This window comes from Bradyrhizobium sp. 27S5, assembly GCF_037217225.1.
Classification (GTDB): Bacteria; Pseudomonadota; Alphaproteobacteria; order Rhizobiales; family Xanthobacteraceae; genus Bradyrhizobium; species Bradyrhizobium septentrionale.
Genome location: NZ_CP147714.1, coordinates 7,466,605 through 7,490,928, shown reverse-complemented (window position 1 = coordinate 7,490,928; position 24,324 = coordinate 7,466,605). Strand labels below are relative to the sequence as shown.

Below are 24,324 nucleotides of genomic sequence, written 5' to 3'. Positions count from 1 at the left end.
GTCGTTCAGAAAATCAAAAATGATCGGGAAGGAGCCGGCGGGGCCGGCTCCCGGTTTATCAGGCCTCGAACAGGAGGCGGGTCAGATGTGGTAGGTCTTCAGCGGCGGAATGCCGTTGAACGCCACCGACGAGTAGGTCGACGTATAGGCGCCGGTGCCTTCGATCAGCAGCTTGTCGCCGATCTCGAGCGTCACCGGGAGCGGATACGGCAGCTTCTCGTACAGCACGTCGGCGCTATCGCAGGTCGGGCCCGCGAGCACGCACGGCGTCATGTCCGCCCCGTCATGCGGGGTGCGGATGGCGTAGCGGATCGACTCGTCCATCGTCTCGGCGAGACCGCCGAACTTGCCGATGTCGAGATAGACCCAGCGCACCTCGTCCTCGTCGCTCTTCTTCGAGATCAGAACGACTTCGGTCTCGATGATGCCCGCGTTGCCGACCATGCCACGGCCCGGCTCGATGATCGTCTCCGGGATCTGGTTGCCGAAATGCTTGCGCAGCGCGCGGAAGATCGACCGGCCATACTGCAGGACCGGCGGAACGTCCTTGAGATACTTGGTCGGGAAACCACCGCCCATGTTGACCATGGTGAGGTTGATCCCGCGCTCGGCGCAGTCACGGAACACGGTCGAGGCCATCGCGAGCGCGCGGTCCCACGCCTTCACCTTGCGCTGCTGCGAGCCGACATGGAACGAGATGCCGCACGGCTCCAGCCCCAGGCGCTTGGCGAGGTCGAGCACGTCGACCGCCATCTCCGGGTCGCAGCCGAACTTGCGCGACAGCGGCCACTCGGCGCCGGCGCAATCATAGAGGATGCGGCAGAACACCTTGGCGCCGGGAGCGGCGCGGGAGATCTTCTCGACCTCGGCGGCGCAGTCGACCGCGAACAAGCGAATGCCGAGCGCGAAGGCACGCGCGATGTCGCGCTCCTTCTTGATCGTGTTGCCATAGGAGATGCGGTCCGGCGTCGCGCCGGCGGCCAGCGCCATTTCGATCTCCGCGACGGTCGCGGTGTCGAAGCAGGAGCCGAGCGAGGCGAGCAGCGACAGCACTTCGGGCGCCGGGTTGGCCTTCACCGCGTAGAACACGCGGCTGTCCGGCAGCACCTTCGCGAAGGTCTGGTAATTGTCGCGCACGACGTCGAGGTCGACGACGAGGCACGGCTCGGTGTCGAGACCTTCGCTGCGGCGGTGACGCAGGAATTCCTGGATACGTTCGGTCATGGCACTCTCCAACGGCCCCAGCGACGGGATCCGCATCAACGTGACGTCGGATAGGAGTGCTCTGGCCACATTGCGCGATGGAGGCGCAACGAAGCCAAAAGACTCAAACCAGACTGTGCTGCCGTGGATTGGTTGGGAGAGTTTCCCGCCCGCTCACCTGGCAATGAAGGACAAGCCTTTTCAGTAGCCCGCGCCGGCTTTGGACTGCCGGTAGAGACCAAAAAAGCCCGATCCGTCGTTGCTTTAAGTCGCGTCCCCCGTTGAGAGCGGGGTGCGCCGGTTCGCCTCCGGCTGCCAGTCACGGTTGCAAAGAGTGGTGAGACCTTCAACGGCATCCCTGGAGAGGGAGGCTGGCCGCCTCGTGTCCTGATGGACGTAAGCGACCCTCGGTTCTTCCACCCCTTGGCGGCTGTCCGGCCTCTTGTCCGGATACCTACCGACTGACACACGACCACAGGCACGTGCGAAATTGGGCAAGGCAGGAAATAAATCTTTTGAATTCGGGGTGCAAGATTTTTTTTGCGGTAGCGACAAATTTCCCTAACGCGTGCTTGCGATCTCGCGCGCAGCACACGGTCGGGGCGGTGAAGATGAACGGCTGTTAAGAATGACTAACGAAGCGTGTGGCGTTTTAGCCCTGTGCCGCAGCGCTTTCTTGAATCGCAGCGGTCAGGCGCGACGCGTGAACGGCTCGACGCGCTGCGCCGCGCGGATGAAGGCGATCATGATCAGGACGCCGATGCCGAACAGCACGGCCTGCAGGATGTGCGCGCCGACATCACTGAGCCCAAGCAGGATCGCGAGCGCCCAGCCGCCGGCGAACGCCGCGCCGAACACTTCCGCGCCGATCAGGATCGCCGCCGAGATCACGGTGATGACGCTCGGCCAGGCGATGGTGCGGTTGCCTGAGGTGGAGGGCTGCATGGTCATGGAATAGGTCCTGTTCAGGGGGGCGCAATCTCTCCGAAAAGTGCCCATCTTTCAAGCGCAAAAGGCCCAAAAATGCCGTATCGCGTGATATAGATTGGGCCGCATTTTCAAGGCGAAAGACGGGACATTCGATGTCAGAAACCAGCGCAGAAGCCGAGGTCCAGAATTTGGCCAACCCCCTCCTGAAGGCATGGCAGACGCCGCTCGAGACGCCGCCCTTCGCCGAGATCAAGCCGGAGCATTTCCTCCCCGCCTTCGAGCAGGCCTTCGCCGACCATTCGGCTGAAGTGGCTGCGATCACCCATGATCCGGCGTTGCCCGACTTCGACAACACCATCACGGCGCTGGAGCGCTCCGGCAAGCTGCTGTCGAAGGTCTCGGCGGTGTTCTACGATCTGGTCTCGGCCCATTCGAGCCCGGCGATCCTCGAGATCGACAAGGAGGTGTCGCCCCGGATGGCGCGGCACTGGAATCCAATCATGATGAACGCTGTGCTGTTTGGCCGCATCGCCATGCTGCACGAGAAGCGCGCCTCGCTCGGCCTGACCGGCGAGCAGATGCGGCTGCTGGAGCGCACCTATACCCGCTTCCACCGCTCCGGCGCCGGGCTCGACGACGCGGCCAAGGCCCGCATGGCCGAGATCAACGAGCGGCTCGCCCATCTCGGGACCTCGTTCAGCCATCATCTGCTCGGCGACGAGCAGGAGTGGTCCATGGAGCTCGGCGAGGACGACCGCGCCGGCCTCTCCGACACATTCGTGGCGGCCGCCAAGGCCGCGGCGGAACAGCGCGGCATGCCCGGCAAGGCGATCGTGACGCTGTCGCGCTCCTCGGTCGAGCCCTTCCTGCAGAGCTCCGGCAGGCGCGACCTGCGCGAGAAGGTCTACAAGGCCTTCACAGCCCGCGGCGACAATGGCAACGCCAACGACAACAATGCGACCATCGTCGAGATCCTCGCGCTGCGCGAGGAGACCGCGAAGATCCTGGGCTTCCCGACCTACGCAGCCTATCGCCTCGAGGATTCCATGGCCAAGACGCCGGAGGCGGTGCGTGGCCTGCTGGAGCGGGTCTGGAAGCCGGCGCGGGCGCGGGCGCTCGCCGACCGCGACGCGTTGCAGGCGCTGATCACTGAAGAGGGCGGCAATTTCACCCTGGCGTCCTGGGACTGGCGCTACTACGCCGAGAAGCTGCGCCAGCGCCGCGCCAATTTCGACGATTCCGCGATCAAGCCCTATCTGGTGCTCGACCACATGATCGAGGCCGCCTTCGACTGCGCCACCCGCCTGTTCGGCGTCACCTTCGAGGAGCGCAAGGACGTGCCGGTCTGGCACCCGGACGTCCGGGTCTGGGAGGTCAAGGGCCGCGACGGCAAGCACAAGGCGCTGTTCTACGGCGACTACTTCGCGCGGCCCTCGAAGCGCTCCGGCGCCTGGATGACCTCGCTGCGCGACCAGCAGAAGCTCGACGGCGCCGTCGCGCCGCTCGTCATCAATGTCTGCAACTTCGCCAAGGGCGCCGACGGCGCGCCGTCGCTGCTGTCGCCCGATGACGCGCGGACCCTGTTCCACGAGTTCGGCCATGGCCTGCACGGCATGCTCTCCGACGTGACCTATCCGTCGCTGTCGGGGACATCGGTGTTCACCGACTTCGTCGAACTGCCCTCGCAGCTCTACGAGCACTGGCAGGAGCGGCCCGAGGTGCTGCAGCGTTTCGCCCGCCACTACCAGACCGGGGAGGCGCTGCCGGACGACCTGCTCAAGCGCTTCCTCGCCGCGCGCAAGTTCAACCAGGGTTTTGCCACCGTGGAGTTCGTCTCCTCGGCGCTGGTCGACCTCGAATTCCACACCCAGCCGGCGGCGGCGAGCCGCGATATCAGGGCCTTCGAGCAGAAGGAGCTGGAGAAAATCGGCATGCCCGCCGAGATCTCGCTGCGGCACCGGCCGACCCAGTTCGGCCACATCTTCTCCGGCGACCATTATGCCTCCGGCTATTACAGCTACATGTGGTCGGAGGTGATGGACGCCGACGCTTTCGGCGCCTTCGAGGAGGCCGGCGACATCTTCGATCCCGCGACCGCCAAGCGGCTGCATGACGACATCTATTCGTCGGGCGGCTCGCGCGATCCGGAGGAGGCCTATGTCGCCTTCCGCGGCCGCGAGCCCGAGCCGGACGCGCTGCTGCGCCGTCGCGGCCTGCTTGAAACGCCCGAGGCGGCCTGAAGGTGCGGCCCGCCTTCAGCCGCCTGATCGCCTGGCTGGTGCTTGCGGTATCTGTCGTGCTCGGCGCGGCGGCCGCAGAGGCCCATCCGCATGTCTGGATCACCGCCCGGAGCGAGCTGATCTACGCGCCCGACGGCACCATCACCGGGGTCCGCCACGCCTGGACCTTCGACGATATGTTCTCGACCTACGCGCTGCAGGGCATCGAGACCAAGGTGAAAGGCGCCTACAGCCGTGAGGAGCTGGCGCCGCTGGCGCAGACCAACGTCGAATCGCTGAAGGAATACGCCTACTTCACCTTCGCCAAGGGCGACGGCAAGAAGCAGAAGTTCACCGAGCCGGTCGACTACTATCTCGAATACAAGGATTCGGCGCTGACGCTGCACTTCACTCTGCCGGTGAAGACGCCGTTCAAGGCCAGGCAGCTCTCGCTCGAAGTGTTCGACCCGACCTACTTCATCGACTTCCAGTTCGCCGAGAAGGAGCCGGTCAAGCTGGTCGGCGCCGCGGCGGACTGCAAGCTGCAGTTCGAGCGGCCGAATGACGGCACCGCCGCCGCGGCGAAGCTCGGCGAGCAGAACTTCCTCGACGGCAATGCCGGCAACTTCGCCATGATGTTCGCCAACAAGATCACGGTGGAGTGCCCATGACGCCGATCGTCTCCCGCGTGACCCGCGGCCTCGCCGTCTCCGCTGCCGTGCTGGCGGCATTGGCGCTCCTCGATGGTGCGGTTCATGCGCTGCTGGCGCAAAATCCGTTCGGTGCGCCGCGTGCGGCGGAGCCGCAGGGCGGGCTGATCGGCTGGCTGCTGGCCAAGCAGTCGGAGTTTTATCGCGAGATATCGCAGACCATCCGCGCCGCGAAATCCGACGGTTCGGCGGTCTGGACGCTGCTTGCGATCTCGTTTGCCTACGGGATCTTCCATGCCGCCGGCCCCGGTCATGGCAAGGCGGTGATCTCCTCCTACATGGTCGCCAATCGCGAGACTGCGCGACGGGGCATCGTGCTGTCGTTCGCCTCGGCGCTGATGCAGTCGCTGGTCGCCGTTCTCATCGTTGGCGTCTGCGCCTGGTTGCTCAATGCGACGGCGAAGACCATGTGCGGGGCGGAGAAGGGGATCGAGATCGCAAGCTACGCGCTGATCGCGGCGTTCGGCGCCCGGCTGGTCTGGGTCAAGGGCGGCGGCTTCTTCCGCGCGCTGCAGGTGCCGCGCCCGGCGCTGGCGATGGCCGGCGCGCATCAGCACGATCACCATGACCACGACCATGGCCATGATCACCATCATCGTCACGCCCAAGACCATGCTCATGACGATCACGGCCATCATCACCACGATCACCATCACGGTCACGATCATGATCATGACGCGCAGCATGTCCATGACGAGCATTGCGGCCATTCGCACGGGCCGACGCCGGCCGAGCTCGCCGGTCCCGGCGGCTGGCGGCGCGGCCTCGGCGCGATCCTCACGGTCGGGATCCGGCCCTGCTCGGGTGCGATCCTGGTGCTGGTGTTCGCGCTGGCGCAGGGCCTGTTCTGGGCCGGCATTGCCGCGACCTTCGTGATGGGGCTCGGCACCGCCATCACCGTGGCCGCGATCGCGCTGGTCGCGGTGTCGGCGCGCGGCCTGGCGGAGCGGCTGAGCGCGGCGCGCGACGGCGGCGGCATGGTCATCATGCGCGGCCTGGAATTCGCCGCCGCAGCTCTGGTGCTGCTGTTCGGGCTCGGGCTCTTGTTCGGCTACGTCGCAGCCGAGCGGGCGACGTGCCTTTAGGGCTCTAACTCCAAGTGATCCGTCATCCTGAGGAGCCTGCGCAGCAGGCATCTCGAAGGATCGACGGCCACCGGCCGGGCCGTGCATCCTTCGAGACGCGCGCAAGAGCGCGCTCCTCAGGATGACGGGAAGGAGACGGAATTCAGGCTCAGCTCGTCAGGTATCCCCGGATCGCGGGCAGGAAGAAGATCGCGATGTTGATCGCGAAGCCGATGCTCCAGAGGATCGAGCGCAGAGTCGGGCGGTTGCCGATATAGGTGAAGACGTAGGCGATCCGCACGATCAGGAACAGCACCGCGAGCTCGTCGATCAGCCGCAGCGGGCCGACGCGGAATTCGGCGAGCAGCACGGCGAATGCGAAGAACGGGAAGGCCTCGATGCCGTTCTGGTGGGCGCCGAGCGCCCGCGCGCGGATCGGGTCGTCGTAGAAGTCGGGATCGCGCGGCTTCGAATTGTCGAACCCGCGGATGCCGGCCCATTTCACCGATACGATCGTCAGGAGCGAAAGCATCAGCGTCCCGAAGACGCACCATTCGGCGATCGTCATGGTTCCTCCCCATATTCCGGACGGGAGCGTAGCCAACCGGCACTCGGCTTGACAAGGTTGGAGCAACGCGCGAAGCCCAACTACCCCAAGCGCAAGGCGATCATGAGCACGGTCATCCCCTTCGAGAGCGCGAAGCCTGCCGCGGCGCCGAAGTCGGAACGCGTCGGCGTGCTGCTGGTCAATCTCGGCACGCCGGATACCGCGGATGCCACGGGGGTACGGGTTTATCTCAAGGAATTCTTGTCCGATCCGCGGGTGATCGAGGATCAGGGCCTGCTCTGGAAGCTGATCCTCAACGGCATCATCCTGCGCGTCCGCCCGGCCCGCAAGGCGCGCGACTATCTGAAGATCTGGAACACCGAGAAGAACGAGTCGCCGCTGAAGACCATCACGCGCTCGCAGGCCGACAAGCTCGCGGAGGCGATCGCCGATCACGACCATGTCGTGGTCGACTGGGCGATGCGCTACGGCAATCCCTCGATCAAGCAGCGCATCGAGGCGCTGGCGGCGCAAGGTTGCGGCCGGCTGCTGCTGGTGCCGCTCTATCCGCAATATTCCGCGGCGACGTCGGCGACCGTCTGCGACGAAGCGTTTCGCGTGCTGGCCGCCATGCGCGCGCAACCGATCCTGCGGGTGACGCCGCCCTATTACGACGACCCCGACTACATCGAGGCGCTCGCGGTCTCGATCAATGAGCATCTGGCGACGCTGTCGTTCCAGCCCGAGATCATCCTCGCCTCGTTCCACGGCATGCCGAAGGACTATGTCGACAAGGGCGATCCCTATCAGGCCCAGTGCATTGCCACGACCAATGCGCTGCGCAAGCGGCTCGGGCTCGATGCCAACAGGCTGATCCTCACCTTCCAGTCGCGCTTCGGCAATGCCGAGTGGCTGCAGCCCTATACCGACAAGACCGTCGAGAAGCTGGCCAAGGACGGCGTGCGGCGCATGGCCGTGGTCACGCCCGGCTTCTCCGCCGATTGCCTGGAGACGTTGGAGGAGATCGCGCAGGAGAACGCGGAAATCTTCCGGCACAATGGCGGGGAGCAGTTCGCCGCTATCCCCTGCCTCAACGACAGCGACGGCGGCATGGACGTGATCCGCCAGCTGGTGCTGCGCGAGCTGCAAGGGTGGATTTAACAAGGCTGGAATCTAGCAAGGCTGGATCTAGGAACGCCTGGGCCTGATTGTTAACGAACCGTGACACCGGACACGGCCATTCGCTCGCATCTGGTCATCCGACAACAGCTTCATATGTGCTAGGGAGAACAACCGCCGGCTGAACCGGCGGAGCGGTCCTGCCGACCAATGCACGGACCGTGCCTGGCGATGGTCTCGCGGGCCCTGGAGGACTTTATGACTGGCTTCGATATTTTCGCGATCGCGCTTGTTCTTCTCGTCATCGTCACGCTGTTCGCCGGGATCAAGACCGTTCCGCAGGGCTATGACTGGACCATCGAACGGTTCGGCAAATACACCCGCACGCTGTCGCCCGGGCTCAATCTGATCGTGCCCTATTTCGATCGCATCGGGCGGAAGATGAACATGATGGAGCAGGTGATCAACATCCCCGAGCAGGAGGTGATCACCAAGGACAACGCCACCGTGACGGTGGACGGCGTCGCATTCTTCCAGGTGTTCGATGCCGCGAAGGCGAGCTACGAGGTCGCCAATCTCAACCAGGCCATCATCGTGCTGACCATGACCAACATCCGCTCGGTGATGGGCTCGATGGATCTCGACCAGGTGCTGTCGCATCGCGACGAGATCAACGAGCGGCTGCTGCGCGTGGTCGACGCGGCGGTCTCGCCCTGGGGCCTCAAGGTCAACCGCATCGAGATCAAGGACATCGTGCCGCCGGCCGACCTCGTCGAGGCGATGGGCCGGCAGATGAAGGCCGAGCGCGTGAAGCGCGCCGACATTTTGCAGGCCGAGGGCCAGCGGCAGTCCGAAATCCTGCGCGCCGAGGGCGCCAAGCAGGGCCAGATCCTGCAGGCCGAAGGCCGCAAGGAGGCTGCGTTCCGCGACGCCGAGGCGCGCGAGCGTTCCGCCGAGGCCGAGGCGAGGGCAACCCAGATGGTCAGCGATGCCATCGCCAAAGGCGACGTCGCCGCGCTGAACTATTTCATCGCCGACAAGTACATCAAGGCGTTCGGGCAACTGGCCGACTCGCCGAACCAGAAAATCATCATGTTGCCGATCGAGGCGACCAGCATCCTCGGCTCGCTCGCCGGCATCGGCGAGATCGCCAAGGCCACCTTCGGTGAGAGCGCTGCCTCCGCCGCGGCCGCCGCGCGGCGCGGCTCGGTGCCGCCGGCAGGTCCAACGCCGCCGCCGGTGCCGCCGCAGCGGTGAGGGCGTGACGGCATCACGCCCGCAATGATAGAGGTCATGTCATGGCCGAGATGTTTTCGACATTGGGTACCTGGAACTGGCTGATCTTCGGCTTCATCCTGATGGCGCTGGAGCTCGCGGCGCCAGGCGTGTTCCTGTTCTGGCTCGGGCTCGCAGCGCTCTTGGTCGGCCTGTTGTCGTTCGTCTTCACGCCGTCCTGGCAGATGCAGCTCCTGATGTTCGCGGTATTCGCTGCGCTCGCGGTGCCGGTCTGGCGGCATTTCGCCAGGGGCGCGACCGAGGCCAGCAAGAGCAATCCGTTTCTCAACCGCCGCAATGAAGCCCTGGTCGGCCGCGAATTCACGCTGGAGAAGCCGATCGTCGACGGCTCAGGCACGGTGCGGATCGACGACACGGTCTGGCGTGTCGCCGGCCCCGATGCGCCGGCCGGCAGCCGTGTCAAGGTCGTCCGCGCCGACGGCGCGAGCCTGACGGTGGCCGGGGTCTAGCTGGTGACTTGCTTGCTCCACCGCTCGGCGAAGCGATTGAGCGGCGTGAAGGTCTGGAACAGCTCCCTGCCGAGTGCGGTGAGGCCGTAACCATCGTCCGTCAGCTCGACGAACCCCGCCTCGCGCAATTCGGTCAATCGCGTCTGCAGGATCGTCGGCGAGGCCTCGTCGCAGGCGGTGCGCAGCGCGCGCGAGGTCAGCGCGGTCTCGCGCAGCTCCCAGATGATGCGCAAGGTCCAGCGCCGTCCCAAGAGATCGAGCAGCGCCATGATCGGGCGGCCGCTCCGCGAGCCGCGGGCGCCGGGTCTTGTGGCCGGGCCCTGCTTTGCCATGTCGCGAATCCCTCTTGAATCTCACTTGCGTTGGTTGCTACAGATATTGTAGCGTGATGCTACAGTAAATGTAGCAGTGAGATCAGGCCATGTCACGTATCGCGCCGCTCGATCCGCCCTATGCGGTGGACATTCAACAGCATTTCGACCGCATCATGCGCGGCAAGCCGCCGCTGGTGCTGTTCCGCGTGATGGCCGGCCATCCGCGCGCCTGGGAGAAATTTCGCGGCGGCAGCCTGCTCGACCGCGGGCCGCTGCCCTTGCGGGAGCGCGAGATCGTGATCGACCGCACCTGCGCGCTCAATCAATGCGAATATGAGTGGGGCGTGCATGTCACGGCGTTCGGCGCGGCCGCCGGGCTGTCGGAGCAGCAGGTCGACGCCACCGTGCGCGGCAAGGCCGACGCCAATTGCTGGTCGCCGGCCGAACAGGCGATGATCGCGGCGGTCGATGCGCTGCATGCGCGCGCGACGCTTGATGACGCCGAATTCGCCGCGCTGTCGGCGCATTATGATGACGATCAGGTGCTGGAGATCATCCTGCTGTGCGGCTTCTACCGCACCGTCTCCTACCTCGCCAATGCGCTGGCCTTGCCGCTGGAGCCGACCGCGGCGCGGTTTCCGAAATAATCGCTGTCATTCCGGCGCGATGCGTAGCATAGAACCCGGAATCTCGAGATTCCCCGATGCGCAATTGCGCATCTGAGGTTCACGCTTCGCGTGCCGCGGAATGACGGAGGGAAATTACGCCACACCGGCGCGCAGCAGATCGTGCAGATGGATGATGCCGACCGGCTTCTTCGCATCGGTCACGATCAGCGTCGTGATCTTCGAGGCGTTGAGCAGCTCAAGCGCTTCGCCGGCCAGCGTGTCGCGGCTGATCGTCTTCGGCGTCTTGGTCATGACCTCGTCGACCGACAGCGCCAGCAAATCGGGGCGCATCTGGCGGCGCAGATCGCCGTCGGTGACGATGCCGACGAGATGGCCGTGGCGGTCGACGACGCCGACGCAGCCGAATCCCTTGGAGGTCATCTCGACCAGCGCATCCGACATCTTGGTGCCGAGCGGCTTGAGCGGCAGCGCATCGCCGCTATGCATCAGGTCGCGGGCATATTTCAAGAGCGCGCCGAGCTTGCCGCCCGGATGCAGCACGCTGAAATCGGTCGAGGTGAAGCCGCGGCCTTCGAGCAGCGCGATCGCCAGCGCATCGCCGAGCGCCAGCATCATCAGCGAGGAGGTGGTCGGCGCCAGATTGTGCGGGCAGGCTTCGCGGGCTTTCGGTAGCGTCAGCTGCACGTCGGCGGCCTTGCTCAGCGTCGAATCCTTGTCGGCGGTCATCGCGATCAGCGGAATGCCGAAGCGCGCGGCATAGGCGATCAGATTGCGCATCTCCGGCTGCTCGCCGGACCATGACAGCGCCAGGATCACGTCATCGACGGTGATCATGCCGAGGTCGCCGTGGCTGGCTTCCGCGGCATGCACGAAGAATGCCGGCGTGCCGGTCGAGGCGAAGGTGGCGGCGATCTTGCGGCCGATATGGCCCGACTTGCCGAGCCCGGTGACGATCAGGCGTCCCTTGGCCTTGCCGATCAGCTCGGCCGCTGCCGCGAACGGCGCGCCGAGGTCAGACTTCAGGGCCGCGGAAAGGGCTGCGACGCCGCTTGCTTCGGCATCGAGGGTGCGGAGCGCCGACTGGATGGCGCCGTCATCGGGGCCGGATGATTTGGTCATCAGCGGTTTCGGTTTGGCCATTTCGCATTCCAGGGGAGGGGTTTTGCACCCGGGCGTCTCCCTTAGCACGTTCGATTCCGCGATGCGACGCGCGGCGGCCGATCCTCAACGGGTCATTAACCATAATTGTTTTAACTCCATTAAGGACGTTTTCCGCCGCCCGGCGGAGTGCGTACGTCAAGTGCATGAATTCGTTGGGGTATTTCCATCGTGTGGCGGCGGCCAGCAAGCGGCCCAAATCGGCGCGGACGCCTCGTTCGCGTGGTTTTGCCATGCCTTGCGCTGACCGCTAGCGGCGGGCTCGCCGAGGCCCAGACCGTGACGCCGGATTTGTTCAGCCCGAGCCGCCAGAGCCAGGTGATCACACCGGATTCGCCGCTGCGCCGGACCACGGCCGAGGCGCTCGATCCGCTCAATGGCTTGAGGCTGCCGGATGCCGATCGTGACCGGCGTTCGTCTTCCTCATCGACGTCGACGTCACAGCGGATCGGGCAGGTCCCGACCTACGGTCTGCCGGCTGCGAACGGCGCCGCGACCTCGGGCTATGACTCGCTCAACCGCAAACGCCTGAAGCCGAAATATTATCCGGGCCAGGCCAAGCCGAAGCCGCCGCCGGGACCCGGCTCGCCGGTGCCTACACCGCCGCCGCTGAGCGCGAGCGGTCAGTTGCGGCTGTCGATCCCGCCGTCGGAAACCGCCAGCAAGCCGCCGCTGCCGCCGGCGATGGCCGGCACCATCGTCGGCCAGCCGCCGCGCAGGCGGCTCAAGATCGACGACGATCCGTTCGGCGCGGTCGGCGACTACGCCGGCTCGTTCATGGTCAAAACTGCGGTCGAGGTGATGGCCGGCTATGACACCAATCCCGGCCGTCTCAATTCGCCGCAGGGCAGGGCGTTCTACATGGTCGCGCCGGAATTCCTCGCGGTGTCGGATTGGGAGCGTCATGCGATCGTCGCCGATTTGCGCGGCTCCTTCACCGGCTACGGCTCCCAGCTGACGCCGAACGCCGACGGCACGCCGCTGTCGGCGCCGCTCGATGTCGACCGTCCGAATTTCACCGGCCATATCGACGGCCGTCTCGACGTCTCCAGAGACACGCATTTGTTGGGGCAGGCCCGCCTGCTGGTCTCGACCGACAATCCCGGCAGCCCGAACGTGCAGGCTGGCCTCGCCAAGTATCCGATCTACACCACGGTCGGCGGCACCTTCGGCATCGACCAGCATTTCAACCGCCTGCAGGTCTCGCTCGGTGCCACCGTCGACCGTACCGATTACCAATGGTCCAAGCTCACCGACGGCACCTCGTCGTCGAACGACGACCGCAATTTCACGCAATATGGCGGCGTCGGCCGCGTCAGCTATGAGCTCAATCCGGCCGTGAAGGCGTTCGTCGAGGTGGAGGGCGACAGCCGCTTCCACGACCTCTATCTCGACCGCTCCGGCTACGCGCGCAATTCGTCGGGCGGTTATGCCAAGGTCGGTACGTCGTTCGAGTTCACCCGGCTGCTGTTCGGCGAGGTCTCGATTGGCTATGCCAGGCGCGACTATGTCGACCCGCGGCTTAGCCCACTCGAAGGCCTGCTCACCACGGCCTCGCTGACCTGGAATGCGACGCCGCTGACCACGGCCAAATTCTATTCCGACACCCAGCTCGGCGAGACCACGCTGCCCGGCACCTCGGGCGTGCTGTCGCGCACCTACACCGTCGAGGTCGACCACGACTTCCGTCGCTGGCTGACCGGGATCGGCAAGTTCACCTACGGCACGCTCGACTACCAGGGCGACAACCGCAACGACACCATCTACTCGGTGTCCGGCGACCTGATCTACAAGATGACCCGCAGCCTCTGGATCAAGGGCACCCTGCGCCGCGACTGGCTGGATTCGAACCTGGCGGGGCAGAGCTCGGCATCGACGGTCGTGATGCTCGGCGTGCGGGTGCAGAACTAACGTCTTCTGCCCGGATAGGATGTCGTCGCCGCGTTATTGCCAACTTGTAATCCGTCGGCCTTGAACGAGGCGCGCGCTGGGACCCACCACTCTCTGCAGAGCTGGAGAGTCACATGAAACGCATCGTCATCGTCGCCGCATTGCTGATGAGCGCCGCCGTTCAAGCCCACGCCGATCAACTCACGGTCAGGTGGTACGACACCATCAGACCGCACGGACACAAGCGGCCGAATGCCGTCGGCATGGCCGCCGTGAGCGCCTGCAACCAGCGACTGGGCGAACCGGATCAGGGCTATATTCCCGAGGCCTTCAAGGACTGCATGCGTGGTTTCGGATACCGCTTCATGTCCCACACGCTGAAGCGCAGTGAGCGGCCCGCGACCGTTTACAATCGCGACTCGCGGGACCCGTCGGTCGGTTGGCACACCGAGAACGGAATGCGGGTGTGCCACAACGATTGCGATAATCCGGAAATCCCGGGCTCCGGTGCAGTGTGCCGGAACGTCAACGTGATGGGTATGACAATGCGGGAATGCGTGACGGGGAGTTCGCTGTAGCTACATCACCTATCGGTCGTCATGCCCGCGCATGCGGGCATCCAGTACGCCGCGGCCAGTCCGTTCAAGCTCTGACGTCTCTGGAATACTGGATCGCCCGCTTTCGCGGGCGATGACAGTTCAGTGTGTGGCAACAATTTGAGGCAATCGCCGAGGCCCTTACCCCGGCAGGTCCGTCTTCCCCATCAGGAAGCCGTCGATCGACCGCGCGCACTGGCGGCCTTCGCGGATCGCCCAGACCACCAGCGACTGGCCGCGGCGCATGTCGCCGGCGGAGAAGATCTTGGCGCGCGAGGTCTGGTAGTCGTGCAAGGACGCGCGGACGTTGCCGCGCTGGTCGAGCTCGACGCCGAGCGTCTTGAGCAGGCCCTCGTGCACCGGATGGACAAAGCCCATCGCCAGCAGCACGAGCTCGGCGTCGAGCGTGAACTCGGTGCCGGGCAGCGGCTTGAACTTGTCGTCGACCTTGACGCAGTGCAGCTTGCTGACCTTGCCGTCCTTGCCTTCGAACTTCGTCGTCAGCACGGCGTATTCGCGCACCGCGCCCTCGGCCTGGCTCGACGACGTCCGCATCTTCAGCGGCCAGTTCGGCCAGGTCACGCCCTTGTTCTCGTGCTCGGGCGGCGCCGGCATGATCTCGAGCTGGGTCACCGACTTGGCACCCTGACGGAACGAGGTGCCGATGCAGTCCGAACCGGTGTCGCCGCCGCCGATCACGACGACATGCTTGCCGCCGGCGAGGATGTCGGCGGTGCCGTCCAGCCGCTCGCCCGAGACGCGGCGGTTCTGCTGCGGCAGGAAGTCCATCGCGAAGTGGATGCCGGCGAGATCACGGCCGGGGATCGGCAGGTCGCGCGGGGCTTCCGCGCCGCCGGTCAGCGCCACCGCGTCATACTGCTTGGCGAGTTCCTGCGGATCGATCGCGCCGGGCGTCGAGCCACCCACCGCCTTGCCGTAGTGGAAGGTGACGCCCTCGGCTTCCATCTGCGCCACGCGGCGGTCGATGACGTTCTTCTCCATCTTGAAGTCGGGAATGCCATAGCGCAGCAGGCCGCCGGCCTTGGCGAACTTCTCGTAAAGATGCACCTCGTGGCCGGCGCGCGCGAGCTGCTGCGCGCAGGCCATGCCGGCGGGGCCGGAGCCGATCACGGCGACCTTCTTGCCGGTCTTGCTGGCCGCGATCTCCGGCTTCACCCAGCCATTGTCCCAGGCGCGGTCGACGATCGCGCATTCGATCGTCTTGATGGTGACCGGGTTGTCGTCGATGTTGAGCGTGCAGGACGCCTCGCACGGCGCCGGGCAGATCCGGCCGGTGAACTCGGGGAAATTGTTGGTCGAGTGCAGGTTGCGCGAGGCCTCTTCCCAGTTGCCCTGATAGACGAGGTCGTTGAAATCGGGGATCTGGTTGTTGACCGGGCAGCCCGGCGTGCCCGGCGCGGTCGAGCCGGTGCCGTGGCAATAGGGGATGCCGCAATTCATGCAGCGCGCGGCCTGGTCGCGGGTGTCCTTCTCGCTCAGCGGAATGACGAACTCGTTGAAGTTCTTGAGCCGCTCGGCGACCGGCTCGTACTTGCGGTCATGCCGCTCGATCTCGAGAAAACCTGTGATCTTACCCATTGAAACCCGATGCCCCTGCATCTCAGTTGTTCCGTCATTCCGGCTGCGCCGCGAGGCGCAGACCCGGAGGTTTCGAAGTCGGTTGGCGAGATTCCGGGTTCGCGCTTCGCGCGCCCCGGAATGACGCCTGGTGATACTACGCGCCGATCGCGATTTTCGGCTCGGCGTCGGCGTTCGCCTTCATTTCCTTGAGCGCGCGGCGGTACTCCACCGGCATCACCTTGCGGAATTTCGGCAGCCAGGTCTTCCAGTCGGCGAGGATCTCGGCCGCCTTCTTCGAGCCGGTCAGCTTGGCGTGACGCGTGATCAGGACATGCAGCCGCTCCACATCGGAGTCGAGCAGGTTCTGGAACACGTCGACCCGGCCATGCGCCTCGAGATCGCCGGAGTGGTGGTAGGTGCCGGCGTTGATCAGCTCCTCCGACAGCACCGGCTCGAGCTCGACCATCGACAGGTTGCAGAGCTTGGCGAAGTCGCCGGCCTCATCGAGCACATAGGCGATGCCGCCGGACATGCCGGCCGCGAAGTTGCGCCCGGTCTTGCCGAGCACCACCACGATGCCGCCGGTCATGTATTCGCAGCAGTGATCGCCGGCGCCTTCGACGACCGCGACTGCGCCGGAGTTACGCACGGCAAAACGCTCGCCGGCGATGCCGCGGAAATAGCACTCACCCGCGATCGCGCCGTACATCACGGTGTTGCCGACGATGATCGATTCTTCCGGCACGATACCGGAGATCTTCGGCGGCTTGACGATGATGCGCCCGCCCGAGAGGCCCTTGCCGACATAGTCGTTGCCTTCACCCTCGAGATCGAAGGTGACGCCCTTGGCGAGCCAGGCGCCGAATGCCTGTCCCGCGGTGCCCTTCAGGCTGACATGGATGCTGTCGAGCGGCAGGCCGGCATGGCCGTAGATCTTGGCCACCGCGCCCGACAGCATCGCGCCGGCGGAACGGTCGGTGTTGTTGATCTCTTCCTCGATCCTGACCGGCGCGCCGCGATCGAGCGCGGCCTGCGCCTTGTCGATCAGCCGGCGGTCGAGCACGGCGTCCAGATGGTGGTTCTGGGTTTCCGAGTGATAGATCGTCTGGCCCTTCTCCTCCTGCTGCCGCACGAACAGCTTGGAGAAATCGAGGCCCTTGGCCTTCCAGTGCGAGACCAAAGCGGTCTGGTCCAGCATCTGGACCTGGCCGACCATGTCGTCGAACGTCTTGTAGCCGAGCTGCGCCATGATCTCGCGGACTTCCTCGGCGACGAAGAAGAAGTAGTTGATGACGTGCTCGGGCTGGCCGGTGAAGCGCTTGCGCAGCACCGGATCCTGGGTCGCGACGCCGACCGGGCAGGTGTTGAGGTGACACTTGCGCATCATGATGCAGCCCGCCGCGATCAGGGGCGCGGTGGCGAAGCCGAACTCGTCGGCGCCGAGCAGCGCGCCGATCACGACGTCACGGCCGGTGCGGAAGCCGCCGTCGACCTGGACCGCGATGCGGCTGCGCAGCCGCTGGCGCACCAGCGTCTGATGGGTCTCGGCGAGACCGATCTCCCACGGCGAGCCGGCATGCTTGATCGAGGTCAAGGGCGAGGCACCGGTGCCGCCCTCGAAGCCAGCGATGGTCACATGGTCGGCACGCGCCTTGGCGACGCCGGCGGCAACCGTGCCGACGCCGACTTCCGACACCAGCTTGACCGAGACCTGGCCGTCAGGATTGACGTTCTTGAGGTCGTAGATCAGCTGGGCGAGATCTTCGATCGAGTAGATGTCGTGATGCGGCGGCGGCGAGATCAGGCCGACGCCCGGCGTCGAATGCCGTACGCGCGCGATCGTCGCGTCGACCTTGTGGCCGGGCAGCTGGCCGCCTTCGCCGGGCTTGGCACCCTGCGCCATCTTGATCTGCATCATGTCGGAGTTGACGAGATATTCCGTCGTCACGCCGAACCGGCCCGAGGCGACTTGCTTGATCGCCGAGCGCATGCTGTCGCCGTTGGGCAGCGGCTTGAAGCGGTCGGATTCCTCGCCGCCTTCGCCGGTGTTCGACTTGCCGCCGATCCGGTTCATCGCGATCGCCAGCGTGGTGTGCGCCTCGCGCGAGATCGAGCCGAACGACATCGCGCCGGTCGAGAACCGCTTGACGATGTCCTTGGCCGGCTCGACGTCCTCGAGCTTGACCGGCTTGCGCTTGTCGTCCTCGGCGCTCTTGATCCGGAACAGGCCGCGCAGCGTCAGCAGTCGCTCGGACTGCTCGTTGAGGATCTTGGCAAACGCCCGGTAGCGCTCCAGCGAGTTGCCGCGCACGGCATGCTGCAGCGTCGAGACCGATTCCGCGGTCCAGGCATGGTCCTCGCCGCGGGTGCGGTAGGCATATTCGCCGCCGACATCGAGCGCGCTCTTGTAGATCTGGCCGTCACCGAACGCGTCGTCGTGACGACGCACTGTCTCTTCCGCGATCTCCGCGAGGCCGACGCCCTCGATCCTTGTATGGGTGCCGGCAAAATACTTGGCGACGAAGTCCGCCTTGAGGCCGACCGCGTCGAAGATCTGCGCGCCGCAATAGGACTGGTAGGTCGAGATGCCCATCTTGGACATCACCTTGAGCAGGCCCTTGCCGATCGACTTGATGTAGCGCTTGACGATCTCATAGTCGTCGAGCGCTGCGGGCAGCCGGTCCTTCATTGCGAGGATGGTCTCGAACGCGAGATAGGGGTTGATCGCTTCGGCGCCGTAGCCGGCGAGGCAGGCGAAGTGATGCACTTCGCGCGGCTCACCCGACTCCACGACGAGGCCGACCGAGGTGCGCAGGCCGGTGCGGATCAGATGATGATGCACGGCGGCGCAGGCCAACAGCGACGGGATCGGAATCCGGTCGGTGCCGGTCATGCGGTCCGACAGGATGATGATGTTGATGCCCTCGCGCACCGCGCCCTCGGCGCGTGCGCAGAGCTCGTCGAGCACCTGCTCCATGCCCGCCGCGCCGAAGCCGGCGTGGAAGGTGGTGTCCAGCGTGCGCGACTTGAAATGGGTCTCGGCGACGTCGGAGATCGAGCGGATCTTCTCGAGGTCGGCGTCGGTCAGGATCGGCTGGCGCACTTCGAGGCGCTTGGTCGAGGCCAGGCCCTGCAGGTCGAACAGGTTCGGCCGCGGCCCGATGATCGAGACGAGGCTCATCACGAGCTCCTCGCGGATCGGGTCGATCGGCGGGTTGGTGACCTGCGCGAAGTTCTGCTTGAAGTAGGTGAACAGCTGCTTGGGCTTGTCCGAGAGCGCCGAGATCGGCGTGTCGTTGCCCATCGAGCCGGCGGCTTCCTCGCCGGTGGCCGCCATCGGCGTCATCAGGATCGTGATGTCTTCCTGGCTGTAGCCGAACGCCTGCTGGCGGTCGAGCAGCGGCAGGTTGGAGCGCACGCCCTTGGCCGCCGCATCCGGCAGCTCCTCGAGCTGGATCTGGGTGCGATGCAGCCAGTCGCTGTAGGGGTGGCTCTTGGCGAGGTCGGCCTTGATCTCGTCGTCGGGAATCAGGCGGCCCTGCTCGAGGTCGACGAGCAGCATCTTGCCGGGCTGCAGCCGCCACTTGGTGACGATCTGGTCCTCCGGAATCTTCAGCACGCCCATTTCGGACGCCATCACGATGCGGTCGTCCTTGGTGACGAGGTAGCGCGCCGGGCGCAGGCCATTGCGGTCGAGCGTGGCGCCGATCTTGCGGCCGTCGGTGAAGGCGATCGCGGCCGGGCCGTCCCACGGCTCCATCAGCGCGGCATGATATTCGTAGAAGGCGCGGCGCTGCTCATCCATCAACGGATTGCCGGCCCACGCTTCCGGAATCATCATCATCACGGCGTGAGGCAGCGAGTAACCGCCCTGCACCAGGAATTCGAGCGCGTTGTCGAAGCAGGCGGTGTCGCTCTGGCCTTCATAGGAGATCGGCCAGAGACGGCTGATGTCCTTGCCGTAGGCTTCGGAATGCACCGAAGCCTGCCGCGCGGCCATCCAGTTGACGTTGCCGCGCAGCGTGTTGATCTCGCCGTTATGGGCGATCATCCGGTACGGATGCGCCAGCGACCAGGTCGGGAAGGTGTTGGTCGAGAAGCGCTGATGCACCAGGGCCAGCGCGCTGTCGAAATCGGCTTCGTGCAGGTCGGGATAGTACTTGCCGAGCTGGTCGGCCAGGAACATGCCCTTGTAGATCACGGTGCGGCACGACAGCGAGCACGGGTAATAGCCCGCCATGCCGCGGTCGCGGCGCTGATAGATCGCCTGCGAAATCGACTTGCGCAGGATATAGAGCCGGCGCTCGAAATCGTCCTCGGTCTTGGCGGCACCGTTGCGGCCGATGAAGACCTGCATGTGATAGGGCTCGGTCGGCTTCACGGTGACGCCGAGCGACGAGTTGTCAGACGGTACATCGCGCCAGCCGAGCAGCTTGAAGCCCTCGTTCTTGATCTCGTCGGCGATGATGCTCTTGATCACGTTCCGCCACGCGGCATCGCGCGGCATGAACAGCGCGCCGATGGCGTATTCGCCGGGCTGCGGCAGCTTGAAGCCGAACTCCGCGGCCTTGCGCGCGAAGAAGGCGTGCGGGATCTGCACAAGAATGCCGGCGCCGTCGCCGGCGCGCGGGTCGGCGCCGACGGCGCCGCGATGCTCGAGGTTGCACAGGATGCTCAGCGCATCAGAGACGATCTGATGCGACTTCTGGCCCTTGATGTTGGCGATGAAGCCGACGCCGCAGGAATCCTTTTCCAGGCTGAGGTCGTAAAGGCCTTCGGCTTGCGGACGCCAGGTGTGCAGCTCGGGAGTGTGCGGCCCATAAGACGCATCATATGAGGCGTCATGCGCGGCGTCAGCGGCTTTCGAGTCCGCGGTCGCCGACAGCGTACCTGCCACGATGATTTCGCGCTCGAATTCCGACCCGCTCATGTGTCCTCTCCCTTGCGTCAGGGGCCTCACCGTATTTGGCGCACCTTGGACGTTGCGGCACCCACCGGGCCACCGCTCGTCCGCCGCGAGCCGCATTTTCCTAAATTCAGACGTCGGGCGTTTCAACGTCCCCTGCGGAACGGCCCTGCCTGCAGCATTCTCGGAGCCCGGGGCGCCGAGGTTTCGTTGCAATCCCTATGCCGGAATGGCCTCGAATTTGAGACAGTCTTGCTGTCCTAACTTCGACCTTGCCAAATTTTTGTCTATCACACAAGCGCGAGGAAGTCCTCGCCCGCATGCTTGGAACGAACGGCTCGGCCGGCCCGCCGCGCCCCTGATTCGAAGCAAACACGCCGTGATCTGGCCCAAGGAGCGACCAAGGACCGCCGGATTTGAAACTGAAATTTTACTCCGGGCAAGCCGGCCAGAGAGCAGGAAGCTCCACAGGGCGCGGGCAAGACAGGAGTAACGGCGATGAAGTTGTTCACAGGTTCGGTTGCAGCCGCCGTGCTCGCGCTCAGCGCACTCTCGGCCCAAGCCCAGCTGGCGACATCGGCCCGGATCGGCAGCCCGGTTTTGATCAAGGTATCCGACATGGGCGGGCCCTATGCCGCCATGCCCGAGGTTCCGCCGCCGCCGCGCTTCGGCCGTGTCCCGAGCCTGCTGCCGCCGGTCGAGGTCTACACCGTGCTCCGCGAGAACGGCTATCTGCCGCTCGGCGCCCCCCGGCAGCGGGGTTTCGTCTACACGATCTCGGTGATCGATCAGGGCGGCGACGACGGCCGGCTGGTGATCGATGCCCGCGACGGGCACATCCTCCGCTTCACGCCGGCCTATCGGCTCGGCGACAATTACGACGAGGAGCTGAGCGCCGCCTATGGTCCGGTCGGCCCGATGCCGCGGCCGATCCAGGCCCGGGTGCCGCGGCCGCCGGCTCCGATTCCGCATGTCGCGAGCCGCGTGCCGGTGCCGAAGCGCAGTCCGCTCGCGGCCAAGGCGCAGGTTCCCGCGGATACTCCGGCTCCGGCGGCCCAAGCGGCTGTCCCGGCCGCGGTCCCGCAGCCCGCGCCCACCCAGGCGGCGGCGCCTGAGCCTGCCCAGCAGGCCGCTGCAGCGCCGAAGCCGGCCGAGGCGGCGGCGCCTGCCGTTCAGCGTGCCGAAGCTCCCACCGTCGGCCAGGCCGCTCCGCCTCCGCCCGCGCCCGCGATCCTGCCGACACAGGACATGCCGAAGGTGCAGGGGTTGGAGTGACGGTTACCAGCAACAAAAAACGCCCCGGTTTCCCGGGGCGTTTTCGCGTGCAGCCAATATCTGCTGACGCGGGACGTGTTGCTTAGGCCGCGACCTTCGCCGAGCCGTCAACGACCTGCGGAGCCTTCTCGCTGCCGCCGATCGGAATGCTGCGGGGCTTCTTGGCCTCGGGAATCTCGCGGACGAGATCGACGTGGAGCAGGCCGTTCTCGAGCGAGGCGTTCTTCACCTGCACGAAGTCGGCAAGCTGGAAGACGCGCTCGAAGGCGCGGGAGGCGATGCCGCGATAGAGCACTTCCGAGGTGTTGCCGGAGTTCTCGTTGGCGGTTTTCTCGCCCTTGATCGTCAGCGTGTTCTCCTTCGCGACGATCGAAAGCTCGGCCTGCGAGAAGCCGGAGACCGCTACGCTGATCCGGTAAGCATTCTCGCCGGTGCGCTCGATGTTGTAGGGGGGGTAGCCGGGGCTGCCGTCCGAGGTCACCTGATCGAGCAGGTTGAAGAGGCGGTCGAAGCCGACGGTGGAACGATAGAACGGAGTGAGGTCGTAGGTACGCATAGAGCTAGTCCTCCAGTGAGCGACTGTTTCAGTTACCCGCCCGCCATCGGGCCGGGCTTAGATGTGTGCAGCCTGATGTTCCGGTTCCGAAACACTGGTAGCGGCCTGCACTGAGGTGATATGGGAGGGGTTACGTCGCGTTCAAGGGACGGAAACAGCGTCGCTTTTGACGCCCGCGCCCTTGATCTCCACTCCGTCCCACCTACCGGTTCCCCGCATGACGCTCGTCTCGATTCCTGCCAATCCGGTTCCGGACGACGTGGTCAGTGGCACCATCAAGACCCCCGACGGGGCCGAGTTGCGCTTTGCGCGCTGGGCGCCGCCGCCCGGCCGCAAGGGCACGGTCTGCGTGTTCGGCGGGCGCGGCGAGATGATCGAAAAATATTTCGAGACCGTGCGCGATTTGCGCGACCGCGGCTTTGCGGTGGCGACGATCGACTGGCGCGGGCAGGGCCACTCGTCGCGGCGGCTGCGCGATCCGCGCAAGGGTTATGTGCGCGACTTCGCCGATTACGAGGTCGACGTCGAGACCTTCGTGCAGCAGGTGGTGCTGCCGGATTGCCCGCCGCCCTATTTCGCGCTGGCGCATTCGATGGGCGGCGCGGTGATGCTGCGGCTTGCGCATGCCGGCAAGCGCTGGTTCGACCGCATGGTGCTGTCGGCGCCGATGATCGACCTGCCGCGGCGCCGCGTGTCGTTCTTTCCGAGCGCGCTGCTCCGGATCATGCGCCTGGCCGGGCAGGGCGGCCGCTACATTCCGGGCGGCGGCGGCGAACTGGTCGGCCTCGCGCCGTTCATCGGCAATCCCGTGACCAGCGATCTGGTGCGCCACGCCCGCAACGCGGCGATCCTGGAGGAAGACCCGACGCTCGGGATCGCGGCGCCGACTATTGCCTGGGCCGACACCGCGTTCAAGGCGATGCGCACCTTCCGCGGCATGTCGTATCCGTCCGAAATCCGTCAGCCGATCCTGATGCTGGCGGCGAGCAATGACGAGGTGGTGTCGACAGCGGCGATCGAGGAGTTCGCCTATCATTTGCGCGCCGGCTCGCATCTCGTGATCGCCGGCTCCAAGCACGAGATCCTGCAGGAGCAGGATCGCTATCGCGCGCAATTCTGGGCGGCGTTCGACGCCTTCGTGCCGGGCACGCCGCTGTTCAAGTGATCCATCTGTTTGCGGAAGGCCTGTGGCTCAGCCGTTGAGCAACGCGACGATGCGGTCCGGAAAGCGCCGTTCGACGAACAGCGTCCTGACCTCGGCGACGCTGAGATAGCGGTCGTTGCCGTCGCCCTTGCCCATGATGTCGAGCAGCACCGGCCACTCGCCGAGCATCAGGAGCGGATAGTAGCCGTGCAGGATCGCGTAGGACGGCGGATGCTCGTCCTTGGCGCGCTGGAAGTTCGCGGCCATGAAGGTCTTGATGTCGGACGCCGACAGCCCGCGTTCGGTGCCACCGTCAGGATTCGGATAGTCCTTGCCGAAGGTAGCAAGCCGGGCGATCTCGTCGTCATGCACCACCGCATGCTGGTCGAGGATGCGTGAGCCCGCGCCGTGCTTGTCGAGCGGGCCGTTGCGCAGCTCGTCGAGGATCGCGCCCTGGGTCAGGCTGCGCAACTGGCTGAACGGGCCGATGCCGTTGGCCATCTGCGCGACCATGAAGATCTTCGCCTTTGCGTCGGCACCCGCCAGGCCCGTCTTGCCGGTGGCGCGGCCGATCGTGCCGGTCAGTTCGGGCAGCGGCACGACATGACCGCCGACATAGTTGCCGGCGACGAGTGCGCGCAGGAACGGGCAGGGATTATTGGGGGAAACCTGCGGGGCAGCGGCCTCGCTTGCAGGCATATCGGACATCAAACCACATCCTGAAAAGCTTCAGCCTAA

At 65.5% G+C, this 24,324-nt stretch carries 21 protein-coding genes; 12 read left to right on the top strand and 9 right to left on the bottom strand.

Annotated elements, in window-relative coordinates:
• Nucleotides 1-81: 81 nt before the first annotated feature.
• Entirely contained in the window at nt 82-1,224 is a 1,143-nt protein-coding gene (locus tag WDM24_RS35315; RefSeq protein ID WP_029077540.1) for a type III PLP-dependent enzyme, read from the bottom strand.
• On the opposite strand from WDM24_RS35315, the gene WDM24_RS35310 reads away from it, so the two are divergent.
• Nucleotides 1,223-1,411: a hypothetical protein gene (locus WDM24_RS35310; protein ID WP_029077539.1), complete on the top strand. Its 189-nt coding sequence runs from the start codon at nt 1,223-1,225 to the stop codon at nt 1,409-1,411. The genes WDM24_RS35315 and WDM24_RS35310 overlap by 2 nt on opposite strands.
• A gap of 482 nt (nt 1,412-1,893) precedes the next feature.
• Here WDM24_RS35310 and WDM24_RS35305 read toward each other — a convergent pair whose 3' ends face one another.
• On the bottom strand, nt 1,894-2,154 hold the full coding sequence (locus WDM24_RS35305) for a hypothetical protein (RefSeq protein WP_029077538.1): 261 nt from the start codon (nt 2,152-2,154) through the stop codon (nt 1,894-1,896).
• A 131-nt stretch (nt 2,155-2,285) separates the two neighbouring features.
• Between WDM24_RS35305 and WDM24_RS35300 the strand changes: the two genes are divergently transcribed.
• From WDM24_RS35300 to WDM24_RS35290, 3 genes are read left to right on the top strand one after another with little or no spacing between them, the layout of a single operon-like run.
• Complete coding sequence (locus tag WDM24_RS35300; protein WP_166298918.1) at nt 2,286-4,373, top strand: M3 family metallopeptidase; 2,088 nt, start codon at nt 2,286-2,288, stop codon at nt 4,371-4,373.
• 2 nt (nt 4,374-4,375) lie between these two features.
• Entirely contained in the window at nt 4,376-5,023 is a 648-nt protein-coding gene (locus tag WDM24_RS35295; RefSeq protein WP_414645648.1) for a DUF1007 family protein, read from the top strand.
• A complete protein-coding gene (locus tag WDM24_RS35290) occupies nt 5,020-6,147 on the top strand; it encodes a nickel/cobalt transporter (RefSeq protein WP_175619362.1) in 1,128 nt (375 codons plus the stop codon). The genes WDM24_RS35295 and WDM24_RS35290 overlap by 4 nt, the downstream gene beginning before the upstream one ends.
• 148 nt (nt 6,148-6,295) lie before the next feature.
• Here the strand turns inward: WDM24_RS35290 and WDM24_RS35285 are convergent, their stop codons facing one another.
• Nucleotides 6,296-6,694: an MAPEG family protein gene (locus WDM24_RS35285; RefSeq protein ID WP_029077534.1), complete on the bottom strand. Its 399-nt coding sequence runs from the start codon at nt 6,692-6,694 to the stop codon at nt 6,296-6,298.
• Between the two features lie 102 nt (nt 6,695-6,796).
• Here WDM24_RS35285 and hemH point away from each other — a divergent pair, with 102 nt between their 5' ends.
• The 3 genes from hemH (at nt 6,797) to WDM24_RS35270 (ending at nt 9,537) form a co-directional block, all read left to right on the top strand.
• Nucleotides 6,797-7,834, top strand: coding sequence for a ferrochelatase (gene hemH / locus WDM24_RS35280; RefSeq protein WP_166298889.1), 1,038 nt, complete (start codon nt 6,797-6,799; stop codon nt 7,832-7,834).
• 216 nt (nt 7,835-8,050) lie between these two features.
• Nucleotides 8,051-9,049 (top strand): SPFH domain-containing protein, encoded by a 999-nt coding sequence (locus tag WDM24_RS35275; protein WP_338829035.1) that lies wholly within the window; start codon nt 8,051-8,053, stop codon nt 9,047-9,049.
• A 41-nt stretch (nt 9,050-9,090) separates the two neighbouring features.
• Nucleotides 9,091-9,537, top strand: coding sequence for an NfeD family protein (locus WDM24_RS35270; protein ID WP_338829034.1), 447 nt, complete (start codon nt 9,091-9,093; stop codon nt 9,535-9,537).
• On the opposite strand, the gene WDM24_RS35265 is transcribed toward WDM24_RS35270, so the two are convergent.
• Nucleotides 9,534-9,869, bottom strand: coding sequence for a helix-turn-helix domain-containing protein (locus WDM24_RS35265; protein WP_338829033.1), 336 nt, complete (start codon nt 9,867-9,869; stop codon nt 9,534-9,536). The two genes, WDM24_RS35270 and WDM24_RS35265, sit on opposite strands and share 4 nt — an antisense overlap.
• A gap of 89 nt (nt 9,870-9,958) precedes the next feature.
• On the opposite strand from WDM24_RS35265, the gene WDM24_RS35260 reads away from it, so the two are divergent.
• Nucleotides 9,959-10,498, top strand: coding sequence for a carboxymuconolactone decarboxylase family protein (locus WDM24_RS35260; RefSeq protein ID WP_338829032.1), 540 nt, complete (start codon nt 9,959-9,961; stop codon nt 10,496-10,498).
• A gap of 114 nt (nt 10,499-10,612) precedes the next feature.
• Here WDM24_RS35260 and WDM24_RS35255 read toward each other — a convergent pair whose 3' ends face one another.
• Nucleotides 10,613-11,620, bottom strand: coding sequence for a KpsF/GutQ family sugar-phosphate isomerase (locus WDM24_RS35255; protein ID WP_338829031.1), 1,008 nt, complete (start codon nt 11,618-11,620; stop codon nt 10,613-10,615).
• Between the two features lie 246 nt (nt 11,621-11,866).
• Between WDM24_RS35255 and WDM24_RS35250 the strand changes: the two genes are divergently transcribed.
• Both WDM24_RS35250 and WDM24_RS35245 read left to right on the top strand, forming a co-directional pair.
• Nucleotides 11,867-13,549, top strand: a complete 1,683-nt coding sequence (locus WDM24_RS35250) for an outer membrane beta-barrel protein (RefSeq protein WP_338832505.1) — start codon at nt 11,867-11,869, stop codon at nt 13,547-13,549.
• A 113-nt stretch (nt 13,550-13,662) separates the two neighbouring features.
• The gene (locus WDM24_RS35245; RefSeq protein ID WP_338829029.1) at nt 13,663-14,106 is read left to right on the top strand and encodes a hypothetical protein; all 444 of its coding nucleotides are present in this window, start codon (nt 13,663-13,665) and stop codon (nt 14,104-14,106) included.
• Nucleotides 14,107-14,265: 159 nt separating this feature from the next.
• Here WDM24_RS35245 and WDM24_RS35240 read toward each other — a convergent pair whose 3' ends face one another.
• Both WDM24_RS35240 and gltB read right to left on the bottom strand, forming a co-directional pair.
• On the bottom strand, nt 14,266-15,723 hold the full coding sequence (locus WDM24_RS35240; protein ID WP_338829028.1) for a glutamate synthase subunit beta: 1,458 nt from the start codon (nt 15,721-15,723) through the stop codon (nt 14,266-14,268).
• 136 nt (nt 15,724-15,859) lie between these two features.
• The gene (gene gltB, locus WDM24_RS35235; RefSeq protein ID WP_338829027.1) at nt 15,860-20,635 is read right to left on the bottom strand and encodes a glutamate synthase large subunit; all 4,776 of its coding nucleotides are present in this window, start codon (nt 20,633-20,635) and stop codon (nt 15,860-15,862) included.
• A 474-nt stretch (nt 20,636-21,109) separates the two neighbouring features.
• On the opposite strand from gltB, the gene WDM24_RS35230 reads away from it, so the two are divergent.
• Complete coding sequence (locus WDM24_RS35230; protein ID WP_338829026.1) at nt 21,110-21,886, top strand: hypothetical protein; 777 nt, start codon at nt 21,110-21,112, stop codon at nt 21,884-21,886.
• Between the two features lie 82 nt (nt 21,887-21,968).
• Here the strand turns inward: WDM24_RS35230 and WDM24_RS35225 are convergent, their stop codons facing one another.
• The gene (locus tag WDM24_RS35225) at nt 21,969-22,442 is read right to left on the bottom strand and encodes an Hsp20 family protein (RefSeq protein ID WP_338829025.1); all 474 of its coding nucleotides are present in this window, start codon (nt 22,440-22,442) and stop codon (nt 21,969-21,971) included.
• Nucleotides 22,443-22,659: 217 nt separating this feature from the next.
• On the opposite strand from WDM24_RS35225, the gene WDM24_RS35220 reads away from it, so the two are divergent.
• Entirely contained in the window at nt 22,660-23,607 is a 948-nt protein-coding gene (locus WDM24_RS35220) for an alpha/beta hydrolase (RefSeq protein ID WP_338829024.1), read from the top strand.
• 27 nt (nt 23,608-23,634) lie between these two features.
• Here the strand turns inward: WDM24_RS35220 and WDM24_RS35215 are convergent, their stop codons facing one another.
• The gene (locus WDM24_RS35215; RefSeq protein WP_338829023.1) at nt 23,635-24,294 is read right to left on the bottom strand and encodes a hypothetical protein; all 660 of its coding nucleotides are present in this window, start codon (nt 24,292-24,294) and stop codon (nt 23,635-23,637) included.
• Nucleotides 24,295-24,324: the final 30 nt, after the last annotated feature.

Excerpts from the sequence above, each read along its gene's own strand:
- WDM24_RS35310 (WP_029077539.1), top strand. The coding sequence starts at position 1,223 with ATGGCACTCTCCAACGGCCCCAGCGACGGGATCCGCATCAACGTGACG.
- WDM24_RS35315 (WP_029077540.1), bottom strand. The coding sequence starts at position 1,224 with ATGACCGAACGTATCCAGGAATTCCTGCGTCACCGCCGCAGCGAAGGT.
- WDM24_RS35305 (WP_029077538.1), bottom strand. The coding sequence starts at position 2,154 with ATGACCATGCAGCCCTCCACCTCAGGCAACCGCACCATCGCCTGGCCG.
- WDM24_RS35300 (WP_166298918.1), top strand. The coding sequence starts at position 2,286 with ATGTCAGAAACCAGCGCAGAAGCCGAGGTCCAGAATTTGGCCAACCCC.
- WDM24_RS35290 (WP_175619362.1), top strand. The coding sequence starts at position 5,020 with ATGACGCCGATCGTCTCCCGCGTGACCCGCGGCCTCGCCGTCTCCGCT.
- WDM24_RS35285 (WP_029077534.1), bottom strand. The coding sequence starts at position 6,694 with ATGACGATCGCCGAATGGTGCGTCTTCGGGACGCTGATGCTTTCGCTC.
- hemH (WP_166298889.1), top strand. The coding sequence starts at position 6,797 with ATGAGCACGGTCATCCCCTTCGAGAGCGCGAAGCCTGCCGCGGCGCCG.
- WDM24_RS35275 (WP_338829035.1), top strand. The coding sequence starts at position 8,051 with ATGACTGGCTTCGATATTTTCGCGATCGCGCTTGTTCTTCTCGTCATC.
- WDM24_RS35270 (WP_338829034.1), top strand. The coding sequence starts at position 9,091 with ATGGCCGAGATGTTTTCGACATTGGGTACCTGGAACTGGCTGATCTTC.
- WDM24_RS35265 (WP_338829033.1), bottom strand. The coding sequence starts at position 9,869 with ATGGCAAAGCAGGGCCCGGCCACAAGACCCGGCGCCCGCGGCTCGCGG.
- WDM24_RS35260 (WP_338829032.1), top strand. The coding sequence starts at position 9,959 with ATGTCACGTATCGCGCCGCTCGATCCGCCCTATGCGGTGGACATTCAA.
- WDM24_RS35255 (WP_338829031.1), bottom strand. The coding sequence starts at position 11,620 with ATGGCCAAACCGAAACCGCTGATGACCAAATCATCCGGCCCCGATGAC.
- WDM24_RS35245 (WP_338829029.1), top strand. The coding sequence starts at position 13,663 with ATGAAACGCATCGTCATCGTCGCCGCATTGCTGATGAGCGCCGCCGTT.
- WDM24_RS35240 (WP_338829028.1), bottom strand. The coding sequence starts at position 15,723 with ATGGGTAAGATCACAGGTTTTCTCGAGATCGAGCGGCATGACCGCAAG.
- gltB (WP_338829027.1), bottom strand. The coding sequence starts at position 20,635 with ATGAGCGGGTCGGAATTCGAGCGCGAAATCATCGTGGCAGGTACGCTG.
- WDM24_RS35230 (WP_338829026.1), top strand. The coding sequence starts at position 21,110 with ATGAAGTTGTTCACAGGTTCGGTTGCAGCCGCCGTGCTCGCGCTCAGC.
- WDM24_RS35225 (WP_338829025.1), bottom strand. The coding sequence starts at position 22,442 with ATGCGTACCTACGACCTCACTCCGTTCTATCGTTCCACCGTCGGCTTC.
- WDM24_RS35220 (WP_338829024.1), top strand. The coding sequence starts at position 22,660 with ATGACGCTCGTCTCGATTCCTGCCAATCCGGTTCCGGACGACGTGGTC.
- WDM24_RS35215 (WP_338829023.1), bottom strand. The coding sequence starts at position 24,294 with ATGTCCGATATGCCTGCAAGCGAGGCCGCTGCCCCGCAGGTTTCCCCC.